The sequence below is a fragment of the Caballeronia calidae genome (genome assembly GCF_900044055.2).
In the GTDB taxonomy this organism is placed as follows: Bacteria; Pseudomonadota; Gammaproteobacteria; order Burkholderiales; family Burkholderiaceae; genus Caballeronia; species Caballeronia calidae.
Genome location: NZ_FCOX02000016.1, coordinates 49,120 through 67,309 on the forward strand (window position 1 = coordinate 49,120; position 18,190 = coordinate 67,309).

The 18,190-nt window shown below is 66.1% G+C and carries 20 protein-coding genes; 13 read left to right on the forward strand and 7 right to left on the reverse strand.

Annotated elements, in window-relative coordinates; all coding sequences use genetic code 11:
• The first annotated feature begins 39 nt into the window (after positions 1-39).
• The 7 genes from AWB78_RS16610 (at position 40) to AWB78_RS16635 (ending at position 4,573) form a co-directional block, all read left to right on the forward strand.
• Complete coding sequence (locus AWB78_RS16610) at positions 40-783, forward strand: FadR/GntR family transcriptional regulator (RefSeq protein WP_062606077.1); 744 nt, start codon at positions 40-42, stop codon at positions 781-783.
• A gap of 58 nt (positions 784-841) precedes the next feature.
• Entirely contained in the window at positions 842-1,003 is a 162-nt protein-coding gene (locus tag AWB78_RS46545) for a hypothetical protein (RefSeq protein ID WP_157697537.1), read from the forward strand.
• A gap of 79 nt (positions 1,004-1,082) precedes the next feature.
• Positions 1,083-1,559 (forward strand): CreA family protein, encoded by a 477-nt coding sequence (locus AWB78_RS16615; RefSeq protein ID WP_062606079.1) that lies wholly within the window; start codon positions 1,083-1,085, stop codon positions 1,557-1,559.
• A 77-nt stretch (positions 1,560-1,636) separates the two neighbouring features.
• The gene (locus tag AWB78_RS16620) at positions 1,637-2,458 is read left to right on the forward strand and encodes a helix-turn-helix transcriptional regulator (protein WP_062606081.1); all 822 of its coding nucleotides are present in this window, start codon (positions 1,637-1,639) and stop codon (positions 2,456-2,458) included.
• Between the two features lie 175 nt (positions 2,459-2,633).
• Positions 2,634-3,323 carry an AzlC family ABC transporter permease gene (locus AWB78_RS16625; protein WP_232477734.1) on the forward strand — a complete coding sequence of 230 codons (690 nt, stop codon included), beginning with the start codon at positions 2,634-2,636 and terminating at the stop codon, positions 3,321-3,323.
• Complete coding sequence (locus tag AWB78_RS16630) at positions 3,320-3,643, forward strand: branched-chain amino acid transport AzlD family protein (RefSeq protein WP_062606085.1); 324 nt, start codon at positions 3,320-3,322, stop codon at positions 3,641-3,643. The genes AWB78_RS16625 and AWB78_RS16630 overlap by 4 nt, the downstream gene beginning before the upstream one ends.
• A 165-nt stretch (positions 3,644-3,808) precedes the next feature.
• The gene (locus AWB78_RS16635) at positions 3,809-4,573 is read left to right on the forward strand and encodes a DUF4088 family protein (RefSeq protein WP_062606087.1); all 765 of its coding nucleotides are present in this window, start codon (positions 3,809-3,811) and stop codon (positions 4,571-4,573) included.
• Between the two features lie 12 nt (positions 4,574-4,585).
• On the opposite strand, the gene AWB78_RS16640 is transcribed toward AWB78_RS16635, so the two are convergent.
• The 3 genes from AWB78_RS16640 to AWB78_RS16650 all read right to left on the reverse strand — a co-directional run bounded on the left by AWB78_RS16640 (position 4,586) and on the right by AWB78_RS16650 (position 7,672).
• A complete protein-coding gene (locus tag AWB78_RS16640; RefSeq protein WP_232477731.1) occupies positions 4,586-6,748 on the reverse strand; it encodes an ATP-dependent helicase in 2,163 nt (720 codons plus the stop codon).
• 118 nt (positions 6,749-6,866) lie between these two features.
• A complete protein-coding gene (locus AWB78_RS16645) occupies positions 6,867-7,127 on the reverse strand; it encodes a hypothetical protein (RefSeq protein ID WP_062606090.1) in 261 nt (86 codons plus the stop codon).
• Positions 7,128-7,189: 62 nt separating this feature from the next.
• Complete coding sequence (locus AWB78_RS16650; protein WP_062606091.1) at positions 7,190-7,672, reverse strand: hypothetical protein; 483 nt, start codon at positions 7,670-7,672, stop codon at positions 7,190-7,192.
• Between the two features lie 320 nt (positions 7,673-7,992).
• Here AWB78_RS16650 and AWB78_RS16655 point away from each other — a divergent pair, with 320 nt between their 5' ends.
• The 4 genes from AWB78_RS16655 (at position 7,993) to fumC (ending at position 13,353) form a co-directional block, all read left to right on the forward strand.
• Entirely contained in the window at positions 7,993-8,214 is a 222-nt protein-coding gene (locus tag AWB78_RS16655; RefSeq protein ID WP_062606093.1) for an RNA-binding S4 domain-containing protein, read from the forward strand.
• A 229-nt stretch (positions 8,215-8,443) separates the two neighbouring features.
• Positions 8,444-9,892 (forward strand): MATE family efflux transporter, encoded by a 1,449-nt coding sequence (locus AWB78_RS16660; protein WP_062606095.1) that lies wholly within the window; start codon positions 8,444-8,446, stop codon positions 9,890-9,892.
• A gap of 452 nt (positions 9,893-10,344) precedes the next feature.
• Positions 10,345-11,919 carry a phospholipase D family protein gene (locus AWB78_RS16665; protein WP_082883330.1) on the forward strand — a complete coding sequence of 525 codons (1,575 nt, stop codon included), beginning with the start codon at positions 10,345-10,347 and terminating at the stop codon, positions 11,917-11,919.
• Positions 11,920-11,946: 27 nt separating this feature from the next.
• Positions 11,947-13,353, forward strand: coding sequence for a class II fumarate hydratase (gene fumC / locus AWB78_RS16670; RefSeq protein WP_074173463.1), 1,407 nt, complete (start codon positions 11,947-11,949; stop codon positions 13,351-13,353).
• A gap of 44 nt (positions 13,354-13,397) precedes the next feature.
• Here fumC and AWB78_RS16675 read toward each other — a convergent pair whose 3' ends face one another.
• The 4 genes from AWB78_RS16675 to AWB78_RS47630 form a co-directional block, all read right to left on the reverse strand.
• Positions 13,398-13,826, reverse strand: a complete 429-nt coding sequence (locus tag AWB78_RS16675) for a type II toxin-antitoxin system VapC family toxin (protein ID WP_198399285.1) — start codon at positions 13,824-13,826, stop codon at positions 13,398-13,400.
• Entirely contained in the window at positions 13,823-14,077 is a 255-nt protein-coding gene (locus AWB78_RS16680) for a type II toxin-antitoxin system Phd/YefM family antitoxin (protein ID WP_062606101.1), read from the reverse strand. The genes AWB78_RS16675 and AWB78_RS16680 overlap by 4 nt, the downstream gene beginning before the upstream one ends.
• Positions 14,078-14,148: 71 nt before the next feature.
• Positions 14,149-14,670: an acyl-CoA thioesterase gene (locus AWB78_RS16685; RefSeq protein WP_062606104.1), complete on the reverse strand. Its 522-nt coding sequence runs from the start codon at positions 14,668-14,670 to the stop codon at positions 14,149-14,151.
• A 54-nt stretch (positions 14,671-14,724) separates the two neighbouring features.
• A complete protein-coding gene (locus tag AWB78_RS47630) occupies positions 14,725-14,868 on the reverse strand; it encodes a hypothetical protein (RefSeq protein WP_198399286.1) in 144 nt (47 codons plus the stop codon).
• A 146-nt stretch (positions 14,869-15,014) separates the two neighbouring features.
• Between AWB78_RS47630 and AWB78_RS16690 the strand changes: the two genes are divergently transcribed.
• Together AWB78_RS16690 and AWB78_RS16695 are read left to right on the forward strand one after the other, a co-directional pair.
• Entirely contained in the window at positions 15,015-15,764 is a 750-nt protein-coding gene (locus AWB78_RS16690; RefSeq protein WP_062606263.1) for an ArsR/SmtB family transcription factor, read from the forward strand.
• 135 nt (positions 15,765-15,899) lie between these two features.
• Positions 15,900-18,137 (forward strand): DUF6600 domain-containing protein, encoded by a 2,238-nt coding sequence (locus AWB78_RS16695; protein WP_062606106.1) that lies wholly within the window; start codon positions 15,900-15,902, stop codon positions 18,135-18,137.
• The last annotated feature ends 53 nt before the right edge of the window (positions 18,138-18,190 follow it).

Below are 18,190 nucleotides of genomic sequence, written 5' to 3' on the forward strand. Positions count from 1 at the left end.
GGGCAATCCTCAGGTTCCACCTTCCATTCGCGGCGAACGATGACCTTCCAGCCCGTCCATGCGCATTCCTACGCCCGAGTGCGCCTTTCCGATGTCGTGTCCGGGCAGATTCGGGAATTGATTTCGAACGGCACGCTGCTGCCCGGTCAGCGCCTGCCCGCCGAGCGCGATCTGGCCGAGCAGTTGAACGTGTCGCGCCCGTCGCTGCGCGAGGCGCTGATCCGGCTGGAATCGGACGGTTTCATCCGCGCGGCCGGACGCGGCGGCTTCGTCGTATCGGACGTGACGGCGCCGCTCGTGTCGCATCCGCTCGCGGCCCTGCTCGAAGCGCAACCGGACGCGAGCGCCGATGTGCTGGAACTGCGCCACGGCCTCGAAACGCTCTCCACCGCCTACGCCGCCGAGCGCGCGACCGAAGCCGATCTCGCGCGCATCGCGGCCGCATTCGACGCGCTGCGGACCGCCGTCGTGGAGAAGAGCACGCGCATCGCGGAGAAGGATGCGGCGTTCCATCTCGCGATCGCGGACGCGACGCACAACGTCGCGCTGACGCACGTGATGCACGGACTCGACGAGCTCGTGCGCGAATCGATGCTGACGTCGCACCGGCTCGTCGACTATGACGACCAGATCGAAGCGACCCTGCTGGCGCAGCATCGCGCGATCTTCGATTCGATCGTCGCGCGCGATCCGGCGCGGGCGCGCGAGTGCGCGGGCGCGCATCTCGATTACGTGCGTACGCTCTACCGCGACCTGATGGCGAAGAAGAACCGTGTCGCTTGAATCGAATCACATTACGAATCTGTAAGCGTCAAGAAAGTCGTGATAGGACAACGCCTACATGGATTTCGGACGCGCACGGCTAACGTGCGGCGTTCTGCTTCGCGATACTGGAACCGTCAACAAACAACACGCGAAGGAGGACAACATGCCTTATCTGCTCGGATGGCTGCTCGGCGTTCCCGTGATCGTGCTGGTGATTCTGTATCTGATCTTTCATTGACCGGCAGCGCGGCGATGCATCAAAAGAGTCAAGGGCGTCGATACAATACGACGCCCTTTCTCTTTTCTGAAGGCTGACGATGAAACGCTCCGTCCTCGCACTCGCCGCATCGCTCGCTACTTTCCTCGGCGCGGGACTCGCGCACGGGGAAGAAATCGCCAGCGTCAATACCAATTTCCGTTTCACCGGCTCGGACCGCGTGAGTGTCGACGCCTACGACGATCCGCTCGTCGAAGGCGTGACCTGCTATGTGTCGCGGGCGCGCACGGGCGGCGTCAAAGGCACGCTCGGCATCGCGGAAGATCCGACGGAAGCGTCGATCGCCTGCCGCCAGGTCGGGCCGATCAAGATCACACAGCCGCTCAAGCAGAAAACCGATGTCTTTTCCGCCGGCATGTCGTTCATCTTCAAGACGCTGCATGTGGTGCGCATTGTCGATACGAAGCGCAACACGCTCGTCTATCTGACCTACAGCGACCGCATCGCGACCGGCAGCCCGAAGAACAGCGTGACCGCCGTGCCGGTGCCCGCGGGCACGACCATACCGGTCAAGTGAGGTCCAACTGTCCGGCCCGGGATGCGACAAAGTTGTAAACTGTCCGATTCCGCCTCCCGCTGCCGATTTCTTCCGTCATGAACGCCGCCCGTTTCCGCAATGCCGCACGCTACTGGCGCTCGCCGCTCGTGCCGGACGCGGACATGGTCACGGCCGAATACTACGACCACGAATTCTCGCCGCACTGGCACGACGCCTACACGGTGCCCGTCATCGAAGCGGGCGCCGAGTGCTACGACTACCGCGGCGCGCATCACGTGGCCGAAGCGGGCTCGGTGCCGGTAATCAATCCCGGCGAAGTGCATACCGGCGCGCGGGCCGTCGATGCCGGCTGGCGGTATCGCGTGTTCTATCTGCCGGTGCCGTTCGTCGAGGATCTCGCGCGCGAGATGTCGGCGCGGCCGGCGGCGTCGCCGTGGTTTCCCGTCGATATCATCCGCGACACCGATCTCGCGCGGCGGCTGGTGTGCGCGCATCGGCTGCTGGAAAGCGGCGTCGATCCGCTCGCCGCGGAAACCGCGCTCGTCGATGCCGTGACGACGCTCATCGGCCGTCACGCGCTGGAGCGCCCCGGCATCGCCCCGCTCGCCGCCGATGCCAACCGCGTCGCGACGATGAAATCCCGCCTCGCCGACGATCTGCTCGAACCGCTCACCCTCGCCGAGCTGGCGCAGACGGTCGGCCTCTCGACCTTCCACGCCGCCCGCCTCTTCACGCGCGAAACGGGACTCGCGCCGCACGCGTGGCGCAACCAGATGCGCATCGTGCGTGCGCTGCCCGCGTTGCGCGCGGGCGCCTCCGTGACCGATGTCGCGGCGGCGAGCGGCTTCACCGACCAGAGCCATTTCACGCGTCATTTCAAGCGCACGTTCGGCGTGCCGCCCGGCCGCTGGCGCTGATCCGCGCGTTCCGGCGACGCGAAAGCGCAAGAACGTACAAGCATTCGAACCGGTGTTTTACGTATCCTCGCTTCCATAGGAGGAAATCTTGAAAGCAACACCCGCTCAACCGTCCGCGAATTCGTCGGGCTCCGGGCTGCGCGAATTCGCCGCCGGCGCCCGCGACACCATCCCGATGATGGTCGGCGCCGCGCCCTTCGGCGTGATCTTCGGCACGCTCGTCACCGCAAGTCCGCTCACGCTCTGGCACGGCCAGCTGATGTCGCTCGCGGTGTTCGCGGGCTCCGCGCAGTTCATTGCGGTCGGGCTGATCGCATCGCACGCGAGCTTCGCCGTCATCTGGGCGACGACGCTCGTCGTCAATCTGCGTCACGTGCTGTATTCGGCGACGCTCGCGCCCTATGTCGCGCATCTGCCGCGCCGCTGGCGCTGGGCGCTCGCGGGCATCATGACCGACGAAGTCTTCGCGGTCGCCTACGCGCACTATCAGAAGCGCCCGCCCGGCGAGACCGGCCCGCACTACTTCTTCGGCTCCGGCGTCGCGATGTATCTGAACTGGCAGATGTGGACGCTCATCGGCCTGCTGTTCGGCGCGGCGTTCCCCGGTTTGAAATCGCTCGGACTCGACTTCGCGATGGTCGCGACCTTCATCGCGATCATCGTGCCGCAGCTCGTCGCGGTGCGCTTCGTCGCGGCGGCGCTGGCGTCGGGCGTGCTGTCGTTCGCGTGGCAGGGCTGGCCGTACAAGCTCGGCTTGCTCGCGGCCGTGCTGGTAGGCGTCGCGGTCGGCATGGTGCTCACGCTGATGGAAAATCGTCCGCAGGAGAAGAACCGCCTGAAGAATCCGAAGGAGCGCACGCAATGAACTATGTCTGGTTGATCGTCGGCATGGCGGTGGTCACGTATGCGATCCGCGCCGCCGTGTTCGTGCTGGGCGAGCGCATTCCGTTTCCGCCCATCGTGCGCACGGCCCTCTCGTTCGTGCCGGTGACGGTGCTCACCGCGATCATCGTGCCGATGACCGTCTCGCCGCACGGCAGCGGCGCCGAGATCACGTGGCGCAATCCGCAGCTGGTCGCGGCGATCGTCGCGATTATCGTTTGCGCGCTCACGAAGCGGCCGCTTTTGACGATTGCGGTGTCGCTCGCGGTGTTTTTCTTCTGGCAGTTCGTGGTGCTGCGCTGAACCCCTGTCGCCGATTCACTGCCCAACGGCTTTCAAAAAGCCTCGAAGAAGCCTCAAGTTCCCGGAAATCGCGCCGATATCAGAAACGAATGGACTCCGCCTGATTAGCGGCGCCGCAAGCATTTCCCGCCATCGGCATGCCGAGAAGCGGAACCGGGAACCAACATGCGTCAAATCACCCTTTCGCTTCGCGACGAGACGATCGCTTCGCTGCAGCGCGACTTCGAAGCGTTTCTGCGTCTGTCGCTGAAGCTTGATCCACAATTCGTCACGCCGTCGTTCGAGGACTTCCTGCGCGCGAAGCTGCTCGACAACAACACGCCGCTCACCGAGCAGGCGGTGCAGCGCATGCTCACTCACGGCCAGTACGCGTGGGCGAAGCGCGCGCTCGACAAGGAGTTTCCGGACGTCGTCGAAATCCTGATCCGTCAGGCGGCGGAGCACGGTTTCGCGTTCGCGATCCGCGCCGACTGGACCGCCGAGGATCTCGTCAGGGCGTCGCGCGAATGGGCGACGGCCATCGTCACCGAGGCGAAGGGCGACGTGTCGCAAGTGGACATGCTGGCGTCGCAGATCAAGTCGGCGGCGGCGGATATCCGCGATGTCGAAGAGAAGATGCAGACGCCCGCATGGCGTCTCGCCGATTCGCTGCGTCAGCGCGTGTACGAAACGAAGATTGCGGTGGAAGCCAGCATTGGGTCGACCGCGCGCGAGAAGCTCGGCGAATTGCGCTGCCTGCTGCGGCTCGGCATTGTTTATGGCTCGATCCAGAAGCAGGAGGCGCAGCAGGTGCTCGAGTATCTGCGCGCGCTGCGGCCTGAACTCTTCGTCGAAGAGCCTTACGACGGCTTCACGCGCTTCGCCGCGTGGCTACGCAGCATCTTCGCGCCGACGCCGCGCGCGCCGCGAACCTCGCGCGCGCAGCGCTGAACGCGACCGCCCTTAGTCCCACATCCCCTTCAGGCGCGCCGCGATATCGATCTTCGCTTTCGCGGCCGCCGCGAGCCCCGCCGCCGTCGGCGCGGCAGGCGCGATCACCGGCGGCCACGCGGCCGCTTCGAAGTTCTGCATCAGATGCGGCGGAATGAAGCGCGTGCGCTGCGCCCACACGTGCCGGTCGCCGAGATGCGTCTGGTTGTGCACGTAGAAACGCTGCGGCGTGATGATGTGCAGGTCTTCCTTCGCGCGCGTCATCGCGACATATAAAAGCCGCCGCTCCTCGTCGATTTCCTCGTCGCTGCCCGTGCCGAGATCGGACGGAATGCAGCCGTCCACGCCGTTCAGCACGAACACGTTGCGCCATTCCTGCCCCTTCGCCGAATGGATGGTCGAGAGAATCAGATAGTCTTCGTCGAGCATCGGCACGCCGGATTCGTCGCTGGTCGCGTCGGGCGGATCGAGCGTGAGCTCGGTGAGAAAGCGCTCGCGCGTCGGATACGTCGACGCGATGCTTTCCATCTGCAAAACGTCGCCGATGCGAATGGCCGCGTCTTCGTGATTGCGTTCGAGATGCGGCTCGTACCAGCGCCGGATCATCTCGAACTCCGCCGGCCAGCCCGATTCGCGCCCGCAGAGCTTCGCCATCAGACCGACGAAGCGCGGCCAGTCATCGCTCGCGCGCGCCGGCGCCTGGAACGTGGCAATGGCGTTCGGCGCAACGGCGTCGGGCGCGCTCACGCTATCCAGCAAGCGCCCCGCGATGGCCGGACCGATGCCCGGCAACAACTGCGCGACGCGAAAGCCCGCGACGCGATCGCGCGGATTCTCCGCCCAGCGCAGCACCGCGAGCACGTCCTTCACATGGACCGAATCGAGAAACTTGAGCCCGCCGAACTTCACGAACGGAATGTTGCGCCGCGTGAGCTCGATTTCGAGCGTCGCGCTGTGATGCGCGGCGCGAAAGAGCACCGCCTGCGCTTTCAGCTTCATGCCGCCTTCGCGCGCTTCGAGCACTTTCTCGACGACATAGCGCGCCTGATCGGCTTCATCGGCGACGGAGACGACGCGCGGCTTCTGCGCCGATGCCTTGTCGGTCCAGAGGTTCTTCGTATAGCGCTCGGACGCGAGCCCGATCACCGCGTTCGACGCCGCGAGAATCGGCTCCGTCGAACGATAGTTGCGATCGAGCGTGACGGTTGCGGCAGGCGGCTCGAAATGGCCGGGAAAATCGAGGATGTTGCGCACCGTCGCGCCGCGGAACGAGTAGATGGACTGCGCATCGTCGCCGACGACGGTCAGCCCGCGCCCGTCCGGCTTCATCGCGAGCAGAATGGACGCCTGCAGGCGGTTCGTATCCTGATACTCGTCGACGAGGACGTGATCGAAGCGGCTCGCGAGATCCGCCGCGACCGACGGCTCAGCCGCGAGATGCGACCAGTAGAGCAGCAGGTCGTCGTAATCGAGCACGCTTTGCGCCTGTTTCGCGGCGACGTACGCGGCGAAGAGGCGCTTCAGGTCCGCTTCCCATTCGCGGCACCACGGATACGACTGGTCGAGCACGGTCGCCAGCGACGCGCCCGTGTTCACGACGCGCGAGTAGATCGCGAAGCACGTCGACTTGGCCGGAAAGCGCTTTTCCTTCGATGACAAACCGAGCTCGTGCCGCACGAGGTTCATGAGATCGGCAGAGTCCTCGCGGTCGTTGATCGTGAACGACGGTGCGAGTCCGACGAGATCGGCGTAATCGCGCAGCAGGCGCGCGCCGACGCTGTGAAACGTGCCCGACCACGTGAGACCCTGCGCGATGGCGCTGCGCGTGCCGAGCGCGTTCATCGCGATGCGCGACACGCGCCGCGTCATTTCGAGCGCCGCGCGGCGCGAAAACGTGAGCAGCAGAATGCGATGCGGGTCCGCGCCCTTCACCAGCAGATGCGCGACGCGATGCGCGAGCGTGTTGGTCTTGCCCGACCCCGCGCCCGCGATCACGAGAAGCGGACCGCCCGCGCGGCCGGGTTCATCGACGCCGAATTCGACGGCCTGACGCTGCGCCTCGTTCAGCTTCGCGAGATAGTCGGCGACCTGTTTCGCGGTGGATTCGGAAGCGGTGTCGGCGGTGTCGGGAAGCGTGAGCACGTGAGGAAGAAGCACGGGAAAAGAGTGACGCATACTGTATATCCATACAACCCGCGCGCGCAAGTCTTTGGCTCGTCAGGGCTTTTGGCCCCACAAAGCAGCGAGCCCGGTTCGCTGGGAACCGGGCTCGCAGGGCTGCAAGAGCGCGGGCTTACTGCGCCTTCTTCGCGTTCTTCAGCTTCGCGTCGGCGGCGGCTTCGTTGGCTTCGGATTGCGACTCGGTCTTCACCTTGTCGGCCTTGGCCTGCGCGACGGCCGCGTCCTTGTCGGCTTCGGCCTGCTTCTTCGCGGCCTTCTTGTCGGCGTGCGTCATCGGCGCGTCGCTCGTCGTTTGCGCGAACGATGCCGCGCTCACGCTCGCGAACGTCCCCGCGACCAGCGCGGCCAGCAGTGCATTGGTTTTTCTATTCATGATGTCCTCCCTCTTTTTCTCGATGCCGCGAGACCGTCAACCGGCCTCGCGGCGCTTCACGCTCAGTGCTGCAGGCCGGTGTCCTTCGGCGTGCCCGGCTCCGTCGCGTTCAGTTCTGCCTTGGCGGCATCCTTGTCCGCCTTGCGGTTGATCTTCGCGTTCTTCAGCTCTTCCTTGTATTGCGCCTTCGCCTGCTGGTTCTGCGCCTTCAGCTCGGCCTTCGATGCCTTCTTCGACGCGCTGTATTCGGCGTTCGCCTCCGCGTTCGCATTGCGGCGCTGGACGAGCGGATCGGTCGGCGCGGGCGCGACGACGTTTTGCTGCGGCGGCGTCACCGGCTGCTGCGCCTGCGTGGGCATCTGGCCTTGCTGCCCCGGCGCGGCGGCGCCCGGCGCGGCCTGCATCGGCTGCATGGTCTGGGGCTGCATGGTCTGGGGCTGCATCGGCTGCACCGGCGCGGACTGCGTCGTGGTTTGCGCGTAGGCGCCCGAAGCGGCGAGCGTGGCGATGGCGGAACCGATCAAAAGGATTCGTGCGCGAGTCATGAGTTAGTCCTCTCTTTAGTTGGCGTCGGCGGCGCTCTTGCGACAGTGAACCGAGCGGTCCGCGCGACTTTTGTCGATTGGAAAAAGATGACCGAAGCTGCATCGATCACAACGTCGGACCAGCCGTCGATCGGGCGAGTTCGCGAAAACCAGTCATTGTTACCGACGGTTTCATCTGGCTACATTTGCCAACGCGCTCGCTTGCGTTCCGATTACCGGTCTTTCGGGCAAACAGCACGGCCCGTGCCCGGCGCGGCGGCGCGCAAGCGGCGGTGGTTTATGATTGAGGCCTTTTCCCGCTTTCCCGCTTCGCCCGTCCCATGCCGCCACTCAAATTCACCCTCACGGGCGACTTCATCGAACTTCACAATCTGCTCAAGCTGATGGGCCTCGCGGACAGCGGCGGCTCGGCGAAGGCGCGCGTCGCGATGGGCGATGTCACCGTCGACGGGCAAGTCGAGACGCGCAAGACCTGCAAGATCCGCGCGGGTCAGAAGGTGAAGCTCGACGGCCAGACGATCCACGTGCGCGCGCCCGACTAGTGCGTCCCGAACGCCCCGCGCGGTTCGGAATAACGCTCATAAGAGAACGCGTCATCGACACGCCGCGCGCGACGCAATAAGCTAGTCGTCTTTCGTTCTGGTTTCAGCGCCGGGTTTTCAGCGTCGGTTCTCCGTCAGCGCGTGTTGCGCATCGCGCTCCGCTTTTCGCCCCCTCGCGTTCCAGTCCGGCCGTGCACGTGCGCGGCCTTTTGTTTCGACCCGATCGATCATGCAACCGCCAGCCACGCGCGCCGCCCGCGCGCATCAAGGACCGCCGAGCCTCTCGCGTCACGCCGTCGACACGGCGCGCCTCGCCGCGCCGCTCGCCATCGCGCAGCTTTCGCAGATGGCGATGGGCGTCACCGACACCATCCTGCTCGGCTCGCTCGGCCCCGACGCGCTCGCCGCGGGCGGCCTCGGCGCGAACCTCTTCTTCGTCGTGGTGACGCTGCTTCAAGGCGTGCTGACGTCGGTGTCCGTGTCGGTCGCGCATGCGCGCGGCGCGAACGCCGATGAGCGTGTCCCGAGCATCTACTGGACGGGGTTCGTGCTGTCCTTGCTGCTCGCCGTGCCCGCCTTCGTGCTGCTGAGCTACGCCGAACCGATCCTGCTCGCGTTTCACGAGCCGGCGACGCTCGCTAAAAACGTCGGCGAATATTGCGCGGTGCTGCGCTGGGGCACGCCCGGCAGTCTCATCGGCGTCGGGATGATGCGCGCGTTCCTGCCCGCGATCGGCGCGGCGCGGCGGCTCTTGTGGATCTCGATCGGCGGCGTGTTCGTCAACGGCTTTCTCAACTACGGGCTGATCCACGGCGCCTACGGCCTGCCGCGCGAAGGCTTTCTCGGCTCGGCGGCGGCGACCACGATCACCGTGTGGGGCATCGCGATCGCGCTCGTCGCGGTGCTGCATCTGCGGCCGCGCTACAGGCATTTCGTCGTGCGCGCGCGCCCGCGCCTGCCGCTGATGGGCGAGCTCTTCGGCATCGGCTGGCCGGTCGCGATCACCTACGGCGTCGAATCGACGCTCTTTCTCGCCACCGGCATGATGGTCGGCCTCCTCGGCGAAGCGCCGCTCGCCGCGCATCAGATCGCGCTCAACGTCGCGTCGGTCGCATTCATGGTGCCGCTCGCGATCGGCCAGGCGGCGAACGTGCGCGTCGGCTACTGGGTCGGCGCGGGCGTGCCCGTCGCGGCGCGCCATGCGGGCTTCGTCGCGCTGGCGCTGGGCGTCGGCTTCATGATGTGCTCGGGGCTCGTGCTGATCACCGTGCCGCACGCGATCGTCGGCCTGTATCTGAATCTCGACGATCCCGCCAACGCGCATACCGTCGCGCTCGCGGCGTCGCTGCTCGGCGTCGCGGCGGTGTTCCAGATCGTCGACGGCATGCAGACGGTCGGCTCCGGCTGCCTGCGCGGCCTGAAGGACACGCGCATCCCGATGCTCGCCGCCGCGTTCGGCTATTGGGGCGTCGGCTTTCCGACGGGCTACGTGCTCGCGTTCCATTTCGAGCTCGGCGCAAAGGGCCTGTGGTGGGGTCTCGCCGCCGGACTCGCGAGCGTCGCCGTGCTGATGACATTGCGGTTTCATCGCATCAGCCGGAAGTTCATCGAAACGGGCGTCGCGCCCCGACCCGACGACGCCAAGGCCGCGAGCGCCGCGCCGCACGGCCACGTCTGATGCGCGCGTGATATGCACCCGACGCCCGCGCCGATTTGCATAGCACGAATGCTTGGTTGGTCCGCGCGGCGCGCATTGCTACGATGAACTCGTCTCCTCCTTGAGACATCTGTGACAGGGGTTCTCAGCCCGCTTCAGCCAGCGGGCTTTTTTTCGTCCCTGCTTTTCGTCCGTTCGCTCCGTCACTGTCCCCTCCTCCGGTCGTTCTTCGATTCCCCTAGAATATTTTCGAGACGTACGACGCGAGAACGCTTCTTGCTTCGCATCGGATCATCCGCCGAACGTGCCAGACATGCGAGTCGGAACAACTAGAACGAGGAATCGAAGTGTCGGAAAGCCGGGGATGCTTGCAAGCCGCATGGCGTGACGGAAACCGCGAGGACATCGATCAGCGCGTCGCGCCGAAACGAAGATTCAGCGCGGCCGTGCGCGATGTGGCCGTCGTCCTGACGATGACGGTGCTCGTCGCCGCCTGCGAGACGCGGCCGCCCGCGACGGAATTCGATCGCACGACGAGCCACGCGCTGCCCGCGAGCGAAGCCACGCCGCTCTCGACCGCGCTCGCGCCGCTCGAAAGGCAGCATCCGGATCAATCCGCCGTGCGCCTGCTGCCGACCGGCACCGATGCGCTCCAGGCCCGCATCGCCCTCGCGCGCGCGGCGACGAAGACGCTCGACATGCAGTACTACATCGCCGAAGAGGACAACACCGGCAAGCTGCTGCTCGGCGCGGCGCTCTATGCGGCGGATCGCGGCGTGCGCGTGCGGATGCTCGTCGACGACCTGAACTTCAAGGACATCGACCAGATCATGGCGGCGCTCAACACCCACGACAAGATCGAGATCCGCGTGTTCAATCCGTACGGCAGCGCGCGGAGCAGCTTCTCCGAGCGCACGCAGAACTTCTTCACGAATCTCAGCCACTTCACGCGCCGCATGCACAACAAGGCGATGATCGCGGACAACCAGATCGCGATCATCGGCGGGCGCAATCTCGGCGACGAATACTTCAGCGCGAGCCCGACGCTGCAGTTCCGCGATCTCGACGCGTTTGCCGCCGGCCCCGTCACGCAGAAGATTTCCGCGAGCTTCGACGACTATTGGAACAGCGCGCTCGCCTATCCGCTGCGCGCGCTGAACAAGCAGCAGTTCGATCCGTCCGAGCTCGACAAGACCCGCGACGATCTGCGCGCGCATTGGCGCCAGCAGGCCGATCCGCTGAACGCGAAGCCGCTCAACGCGACGCCGCTCGCGCAGCAGATCGCGCGCGATGAAATGGGCCTCGTGTGGGCGCCGACGGAGTTCCAGGTCGATGCGCCGTCGAAGATCGAGCATCCGAGCGACGCCTACAAAAGCCCGCCGATGCAACGCCTCGTCAGTCTGCTGAAGGATGCGCAGAGCGAGTTCCTGATCCTGTCGCCGTACTTCGTGCCGCACGACGCGGGCGTGAAGGCGCTCGGGGACTTGACGAAGCGCGGCGTGCGCGTCGCGGTGCTGACGAACTCGCTCGCCGCCACCGACGCCGTCGCGGTGCAGGCGGGCTACGCGCCGTATCGCATTCCGCTGTTGCAGCGCGGCGTCGAACTGTACGAATTCAAGCCGGTTCAGATCGAAGGCGAAGGCAGTCCGCGCGCGGGTCTGTTCGGCTCGCGATCGCGCGCGAGTCTTCATGCGAAGGCCTATGTGATCGATCGGAGTATCCTCGTGATCGGATCCATGAATCTCGATCCTCGCTCGGCGAAACTGAACACCGAGCTCGCGCTCGTGATCCACAGCAAGCCGATCGCCGACGAAGCCGCGAAACTCTTCGCCAACGGCATCGCGCCGAAAGTGAGCTGGCAGGTGCAGCTGGCGAGCGCGGCGGTCACCGCGGAACTGCGGCACACGGGCTCGCCGCAGTCGGGCCTCGTCTGGACCACCGAGGAAAACGGCAGCATCGTCTCCTACAATTTCGATCCCGAGGCCGGTTTTTATCGAAACGTGATGACGGGCCTCTTCATGCTTCTGCCCGTCGACAAGCAGCTCTGATCCAACTTCGTAAGGGGACTTCAGGCCATGACACAGAACGCGAAGGGCGACGTACGGATGGAGAAGGACACGTTCGGCGAGATCGCCGTGCCGAACGGCAAGCTCTGGGGCGCGCAAACGCAGCGTTCGCTGCAAAACTTCAAGATTTCGACGGAAAAGCAGTCGCCTGAACTGATCACGGCGCTCGCGGTCATCAAGCACGCGGCCGCCGAGGTGAACGAAGGGCTGAAGGTGCTCGATTCGAAGAAGGCCAAGGCGATCATGCAGGCGGCCGAGGAAATCATCGACGGCAAGCATCCGGATGAATTCCCGCTCGCCGTGTGGCAGACCGGCTCGGGCACGCAGACCAACATGAACCTGAACGAGGTGATCGCGAACCGCGCGAGCGAGATCATGGGCGGTCAGCGCGGCGAAGAACGCCTCGTGCATCCGAACGACGACGTGAACCGCGGACAATCGTCGAACGACGTGTTTCCGACGGCCATGCACGTTGCGGTCGCGTATGCGATCGTCAAGCATCTGGTGCCGTCGCTGAAGACGCTGCGCGACACGCTCGACAAAAAGGCGAAGGCCTTCGACACGATCGTGAAGATCGGCCGCACGCATCTGCAGGACGCGACGCCGCTCACGCTCGGGCAGGAGTTTTCAGGCTATGTCGCGCAGCTCGATCAGGGCATCCGGCACGTGGAGGCTTCGCTGCCGCATCTGTATCAGCTCGCGCAGGGCGGCACGGCGGTTGGCACCGGGCTGAACGCGCATCCGGATTTCGCGGCGAAGGTCGCGGCGGCGATCGGCAAGCTCACCGGCCTGCCTTTCGAGACCGCGCCGAACAAGTTCGAAGTGATGGCCGCCGCCGATGCGCTCGTCGCCGCGCACGGCGCGCTGAAGACGGTCGCGGCGGGCATGATGAAGATCGCGAACGATATCCGCTGGCTCGCGAGCGGACCGCGCTGCGGGCTCGGCGAACTGTCGATTCCGGAGAACGAGCCGGGCAGCTCGATCATGCCGGGCAAAGTCAATCCGACGCAATCCGAAGCCGTCACGATGCTCTGCTGCCAGGTCTTCGGCAACGACGTCGCGGTGAACTTCGGCGGCGCGAGCGGCAACTTCGAGCTGAACGTCTTCCGGCCGATGATCGCGCATAACGTGCTGCAGTCGATCCGCCTGCTCGCGGACGGTGCGCTGAGCTTCAACGACAACTGCGCGGTGGGTATCGAGCCGAACGAGAAGCGCATCGACAGCCTGCTCAACGAATCGCTGATGCTCGTGACGGCGCTGAATCCGCATATCGGCTATGACAAGGCCGCGCAGATCGCGAAGAAGGCGCACAAGGAAGGCACGACGCTGAAGGCATCGGCGCTGGCGCTCGGTCATGTGACCGAGCAGCAGTTCGATGAGTGGGTCAAGCCGGGGGATATGGTCGGCAAGAAGTAAGCTTCATGCCGCTGTTCGGAATCCGGTTCAACAGTCGGGAGGTCTCACGCGGAGACCTCCCACGGATTGATCACGCTGACGCCGCGGGGAGCGAAGTCGGCCACGTTCCGCGTGACGACCGTCATACCGTGGACGAGAGCCGTGGCAGCGATATACGCGTCCCGTTCAGGACGCGGATCCGGAACATGCAACCTGGCGCAACGCTGCGCCACGCTTGAATCGAGCGGCAAGGTCCGCTCCGCGAATTCAGGAACGACACGGGTGCGCATCCACGTGCGTAGTCGCTCCCCTTGTTCTGTGTCGCGCCGCTCGATGCGCAGGATGCCAAGCTCGAGTTCGAATAGCGTCACCGCTGAGATGTAGAAACTCGCAGCGTCTTCGCCTGACAGCCAGCGCGTGACGTTCGCATCCGCTCTGCCGTCGCCTGCCTTGCGTAGTTCGGAAATGACGTTGGTATCGAGCAGGAACATCATTCGAAATCCGCCGCGCGAGGAAGCGCGCGTGAACGCGGAAACCCAAAGTCGGCATCGGCGAGACCCGGCATGGAAAGCGCGTCGACGAGGTTTCGCTTTTGCCCCGCAAGGCGCTGATATTCCTCGATGCTCAACAGCACATGAGCCGGCCTGCCACGGTCCGTGATGAACACCGGGCCGTCTTTGGTTGCCTTCTTTGCCCGAGTCACATCCTGATTCAGTTCGCGGCTGGATAACGTTGTGATGGTCATGATGCAACTCCTTCTCTATGTAGTGATGTTGCTACATCGAGAAGGAGTCTGCCAATTGGGTACGATTCCCTTCAGACCTTCCCCGCCGCCACTTCCTCCGGCTTCAGTTCGACGATCGCGTCCAACGCATCCTTCACATCCATCGCGTATTTGGCGAGGCGCTTCTCCTCGTCCGTCTCCGGCACGAAGGACGGCACGGGCGTCGGCTGGCCTTTTTCATCGACGGCGACGAACACCATCAGACAATCCGTCGTCTGCTGCAGCTCGCCGACTTTCGGATCGCCCGCGTGCACGGAAATGTGGATGTGCATGCTGGTGCGCCCCGTCGTCACGACGCGCGCGCGCAATTCCACCAGATTGCCGACGAGAATCGGCCGCCGGAAGCGGATATTGCCGACGCTCACCGTCACCGCGTAACGGCCGGACCACATCGCGGCGCACGCGTAGGCGGTTTCGTCGATCCACTTCATCAGCGCGCCGCCGTGCACCTTGCCGCCGAAGTTCACCGAGGTCGGCTCGGCGAGAAAGCGGAAGGTGGTTTCGGCGCGGCTCTTCGGGACGGCAGGAATGGGGGATGGGGTCGGCGTATTCATGATGGCGTCATCGTTGGAGTCATGTGACGCCGATTATACGAAGCGAAAAAGGCACTAGTCGTGAACGGTGATGCCCTGATCGATCGTGCCGTACATCGTGATGCTGCCGCCCCCGCCCGCCGATGAGGACGGCGCGCCCGCGCAGCCCGCACAGAGCAACAGCGCGCCGAGCACGCTCGCGATCAAAAGTCTGGACATGCTGGTTCTCCCTGCTGCGTCGAATTGCCAGCGGCCATTCTAGCGCCGCGCCTCGTGCATCGACATTTCGGCGCGCGGTGAAACATCGGTTGCGGACTCGCGCTAGAGTGGACAGCACGACGACTTCGCCCGATATGGATATCGCCATGAACTCCGCTTTCGACGACATCGATTCCCGCGCGCGCCATTTCCCCGGACTGTCGCGCATCGGCGCGCTGATCGCCGATCCGGGCCGCGCCGCGATGCTCTGGTCGCTGATGGACGGCACCGCGCGCCCCGCCGGCGAACTGACGATGATCGCGGGATTGTCGCCATCGGCGGCGAGCGGGCATCTCGCGCGTCTCACCGAAGGCGGGCTGCTCGCGCTCGAAGTGAGCGGGCGGCATCGCTACTATCGCATCGCCACGCCCGATATCGCCGCGGCCATCGAAGCGCTCGCCAATCTCGCGCGGGCGAGCGCGCCGCAACGCGCGCCCGAGCGGCCGCCTTCCGCCGTGCCGGTCGAGATGCGCTTCGCGCGCACCTGCTACGACCATCTCGCGGGCGAGCTGGCCGTGCAGATCTTCGACCGGATGCTCACGCGCCACTGGCTCGCCCCCGCCGATGAACCCGCCCTGACGCATGGACCCGCCGCGCTCGACGCCACGCCGGAAGGCGCGCGGGCCTTCGCCGAACTCGGCATCGACCTGAAGGCGCAGCGCGCGCGGCGGCGGCGCTTCGCGTGCACGTGCATCGACTGGAGCGAGCGCCGCCCGCACCTGGGCGGCGCACTCGGCGCGGCGTTTCTCGAAGCCTGCGAATCGCGCGGCTGGATCGAGCACACCGCGAAGCGCCGCGTATTGCGCGTGACGCCAGCGGGGCATCGGCATTTCGAAGGCTTCCTTTCCGCGCGATAAAGCTTTGTTACGCGCACCTGTGCGCGGTTACAAACGGCATCGTACGGATACACGCGCGGGCGATACATTGATCCGACAGGCCTCGCGAACCGACAGCGTCGGGCAGGCGCGCGCGCGGCCGCCGGAGAACACAAAATGAAAACCAGGACCATCGCCGCCGCGACCTTGTGCGCGTGCGCGCTTTCAGCGACATCGGGGATGACGGCGCTCGCGCAGACGGCGCCCGCCGTGACGGCGCCAGCGGAGCAAGTCGATCCGCCCGGGCGCATCGCGCGGCTGAACTACATGGCGGGCACCGTGACGACGGAGCCGGCGGGCGCATCCGACTGGTCCTACGCGCAGATCAACCGCCCGCTCACGACCGGGGATCAGCTCTGGAACGACGAGAACGCGCGCTCGGAACTGCATATCGGCTCGACCGCGGTCCGGCTCGGCCCGAAGACGGCGCTCTCGATTCTCGCGCTCGACGACGACACCGCGCAGCTCAAGGTTTCGCAGGGCACGCTGTCGACGCACGTGCGCGATCTGCCGCCCGGCGCGAGCTACGAAATCGACACGCCCAACGCCGCGCTCGCGCTCACGACGCCCGGCGATGTGCGCGTGGACGTCGCCCCCGACGGCCGCGCGACCACGGTCACGGTGCGCAGCGGCGGCGTCACCGCGTATGGCGACGGCGGCTCGGTGCAGCTCGCGGGCGGCCAGCAGATGACCTTCGAGGGCACGAGCCTCCAGCAGGCATCGGCGGACGCGGCACCCGCGCCGGACGCGTTCGACCAATGGGCCGCGAGCCGCGACGCATCCGAGGACCGCTCGATCTCCGCTCGCTATGTGTCGCGCGACGTTCCCGGCTATCAGGATCTCGATGCCAACGGCACGTGGCGCTCCGATCCGTCGTACGGGCCGGTGTGGGTGCCGAATTCCGTCTCCGCCGACTGGGCGCCGTATCGACAAGGCCATTGGGCCTGGCAGGACCCGTGGGGCTGGACGTGGATCGACGACGCGCCGTGGGGCTTCGCGCCCTATCACTACGGCCGCTGGGCATACGTGGGATCGCAGTGGGCGTGGGTGCCCGGACCGATGGCCGTGAGCGCGCCGCCTGCCTATGCGCCGGCGCTCGTCGCGTTCGTCGGCGATGGCGGCAGCCCGGTCGGATGGAACGTCGCGCTGACCGTCGGGGGCATCGCGGCGGCGGGCGTCGCGTGGTTCCCGCTCGGGCCGCGCGAGGCGTGGCGTCCTCATCGCGATGGATGGAGCCCGCGCTACTACGAGCGCGTGAACCGCAATGTCTACGTGAACAACACGTACATCAACTATCGCGCGCCGCATGCGCTGACCGCCGTGCCCGCGAACACGTTCGTGCATGGTCGGCCGGTCGGACGCGAGCCGTATGCGGTCGATCCGTCGCGCTGGCGCAATCCGCGCTTCTTCGCGGGCGCGCCGGGTATCGCACCGACGCGCAACAGCTTCGCGCCCGGGACACGGCGCGCGGATTACCGGCCGCCGCAGGGCGGCTTCGGGCGGCCCGTCGTGGCGACGCGTGCGCCGGTCGCGCCGCCGGCTTTTCATGACCGGTTCGCGCAGCCGGATCGTGATGGGCGTCGACCGGGCGCGCGCTTCGACGATGTGCATCTGGTCGCGACGCATGGACCCGCGCGGTCGGTGGTCGCGGGCGGCGCCCCGCAACGGCCGGGTTTCGCCGCCACGACGCCAGGCGCCGGTCAGCCGATGCAGCCAATGCAACCGCACGGCAACGGCGTGCCACGTCCGCCGCAAACGGCGCAATTCGGTGGCGATCCAAGCTTCCCGCACGGCGATGCATCGCATGGGCGCGACGCCGCGAACGGGCCGCGCATCCCGATGCATCAAACGCCGGCGCCGATGGCACCGCACACGCAGCAAGCCGTCAACGCGCCGCATGTCGAGCACGGCGCGCCGACTCCCCAGACGCAGGCGCCCGCGCAGCCCCACGCGCCGATGGCGGTGCAGCCACAACCGGACCGCGCGCCTCGCCCGGAACATGGCCCGCAAAACATGCCGATGCAGCCCGCGTTCGCACAGCATGCCCCGCCCGCGCCGCAAGCACATCGACCGCCACCCGAGGCCTACCGTCAGTCGCGCGTCGAACAACCGCGCGCGCCGATGATGCCCGCGCCGCAACCGCGTCACGAGATGCCGCAACCGCGACCGCAGCATGAAGCGCAGCGGCCGCAGTTCCATCCCGAGCCGCCGCGCCAGCCGATGCATCAGGAAGCGCGTCAGGCGCCGCCGCAGATGCCACATCAGGAGCCGCGTCAGCAGTCACAGCAGCCATCGCAGCAGCCGCAGGCGCAACAGCCGCAGCACGGCGGCGGCAACGAGCGTCATCGCGGCTAAGCCGTAAACGCAAAACGCGCGGCCCGAAGCCGCGCGTTTGCGTGTGTAGCGGA

Bases quoted from the DNA above. Each gene is read 5' to 3' on its own strand.
- AWB78_RS16650 (WP_062606091.1), bottom strand. From the start codon at position 7,672: ATGACTCGCGCACGAATCCTTTTGATCGGTTCCGCCATCGCCACGCTC.
- AWB78_RS16635 (WP_062606087.1), top strand. From the start codon at position 3,809: ATGCGTCAAATCACCCTTTCGCTTCGCGACGAGACGATCGCTTCGCTG.
- AWB78_RS46545 (WP_157697537.1), top strand. From the start codon at position 842: ATGGATTTCGGACGCGCACGGCTAACGTGCGGCGTTCTGCTTCGCGAT.
- AWB78_RS16645 (WP_062606090.1), bottom strand. From the start codon at position 7,127: ATGAATAGAAAAACCAATGCACTGCTGGCCGCGCTGGTCGCGGGGACG.
- AWB78_RS16690 (WP_062606263.1), top strand. From the start codon at position 15,015: ATGAACTCCGCTTTCGACGACATCGATTCCCGCGCGCGCCATTTCCCC.
- AWB78_RS47630 (WP_198399286.1), bottom strand. From the start codon at position 14,868: ATGTCCAGACTTTTGATCGCGAGCGTGCTCGGCGCGCTGTTGCTCTGT.
- AWB78_RS16680 (WP_062606101.1), bottom strand. From the start codon at position 14,077: ATGACCATCACAACGTTATCCAGCCGCGAACTGAATCAGGATGTGACT.
- AWB78_RS16685 (WP_062606104.1), bottom strand. From the start codon at position 14,670: ATGAATACGCCGACCCCATCCCCCATTCCTGCCGTCCCGAAGAGCCGC.
- AWB78_RS16665 (WP_082883330.1), top strand. From the start codon at position 10,345: ATGACGGTGCTCGTCGCCGCCTGCGAGACGCGGCCGCCCGCGACGGAA.
- AWB78_RS16630 (WP_062606085.1), top strand. From the start codon at position 3,320: ATGAACTATGTCTGGTTGATCGTCGGCATGGCGGTGGTCACGTATGCG.
- AWB78_RS16615 (WP_062606079.1), top strand. From the start codon at position 1,083: ATGAAACGCTCCGTCCTCGCACTCGCCGCATCGCTCGCTACTTTCCTC.
- AWB78_RS16610 (WP_062606077.1), top strand. From the start codon at position 40: ATGACCTTCCAGCCCGTCCATGCGCATTCCTACGCCCGAGTGCGCCTT.
- AWB78_RS16660 (WP_062606095.1), top strand. From the start codon at position 8,444: ATGCAACCGCCAGCCACGCGCGCCGCCCGCGCGCATCAAGGACCGCCG.
- AWB78_RS16695 (WP_062606106.1), top strand. From the start codon at position 15,900: ATGAAAACCAGGACCATCGCCGCCGCGACCTTGTGCGCGTGCGCGCTT.
- AWB78_RS16620 (WP_062606081.1), top strand. From the start codon at position 1,637: ATGAACGCCGCCCGTTTCCGCAATGCCGCACGCTACTGGCGCTCGCCG.
- AWB78_RS16655 (WP_062606093.1), top strand. From the start codon at position 7,993: ATGCCGCCACTCAAATTCACCCTCACGGGCGACTTCATCGAACTTCAC.
- AWB78_RS16675 (WP_198399285.1), bottom strand. From the start codon at position 13,826: ATGATGTTCCTGCTCGATACCAACGTCATTTCCGAACTACGCAAGGCA.
- fumC (WP_074173463.1), top strand. From the start codon at position 11,947: ATGACACAGAACGCGAAGGGCGACGTACGGATGGAGAAGGACACGTTC.
- AWB78_RS16625 (WP_232477734.1), top strand. From the start codon at position 2,634: ATGATGGTCGGCGCCGCGCCCTTCGGCGTGATCTTCGGCACGCTCGTC.
- AWB78_RS16640 (WP_232477731.1), bottom strand. From the start codon at position 6,748: ATGCGTCACTCTTTTCCCGTGCTTCTTCCTCACGTGCTCACGCTTCCC.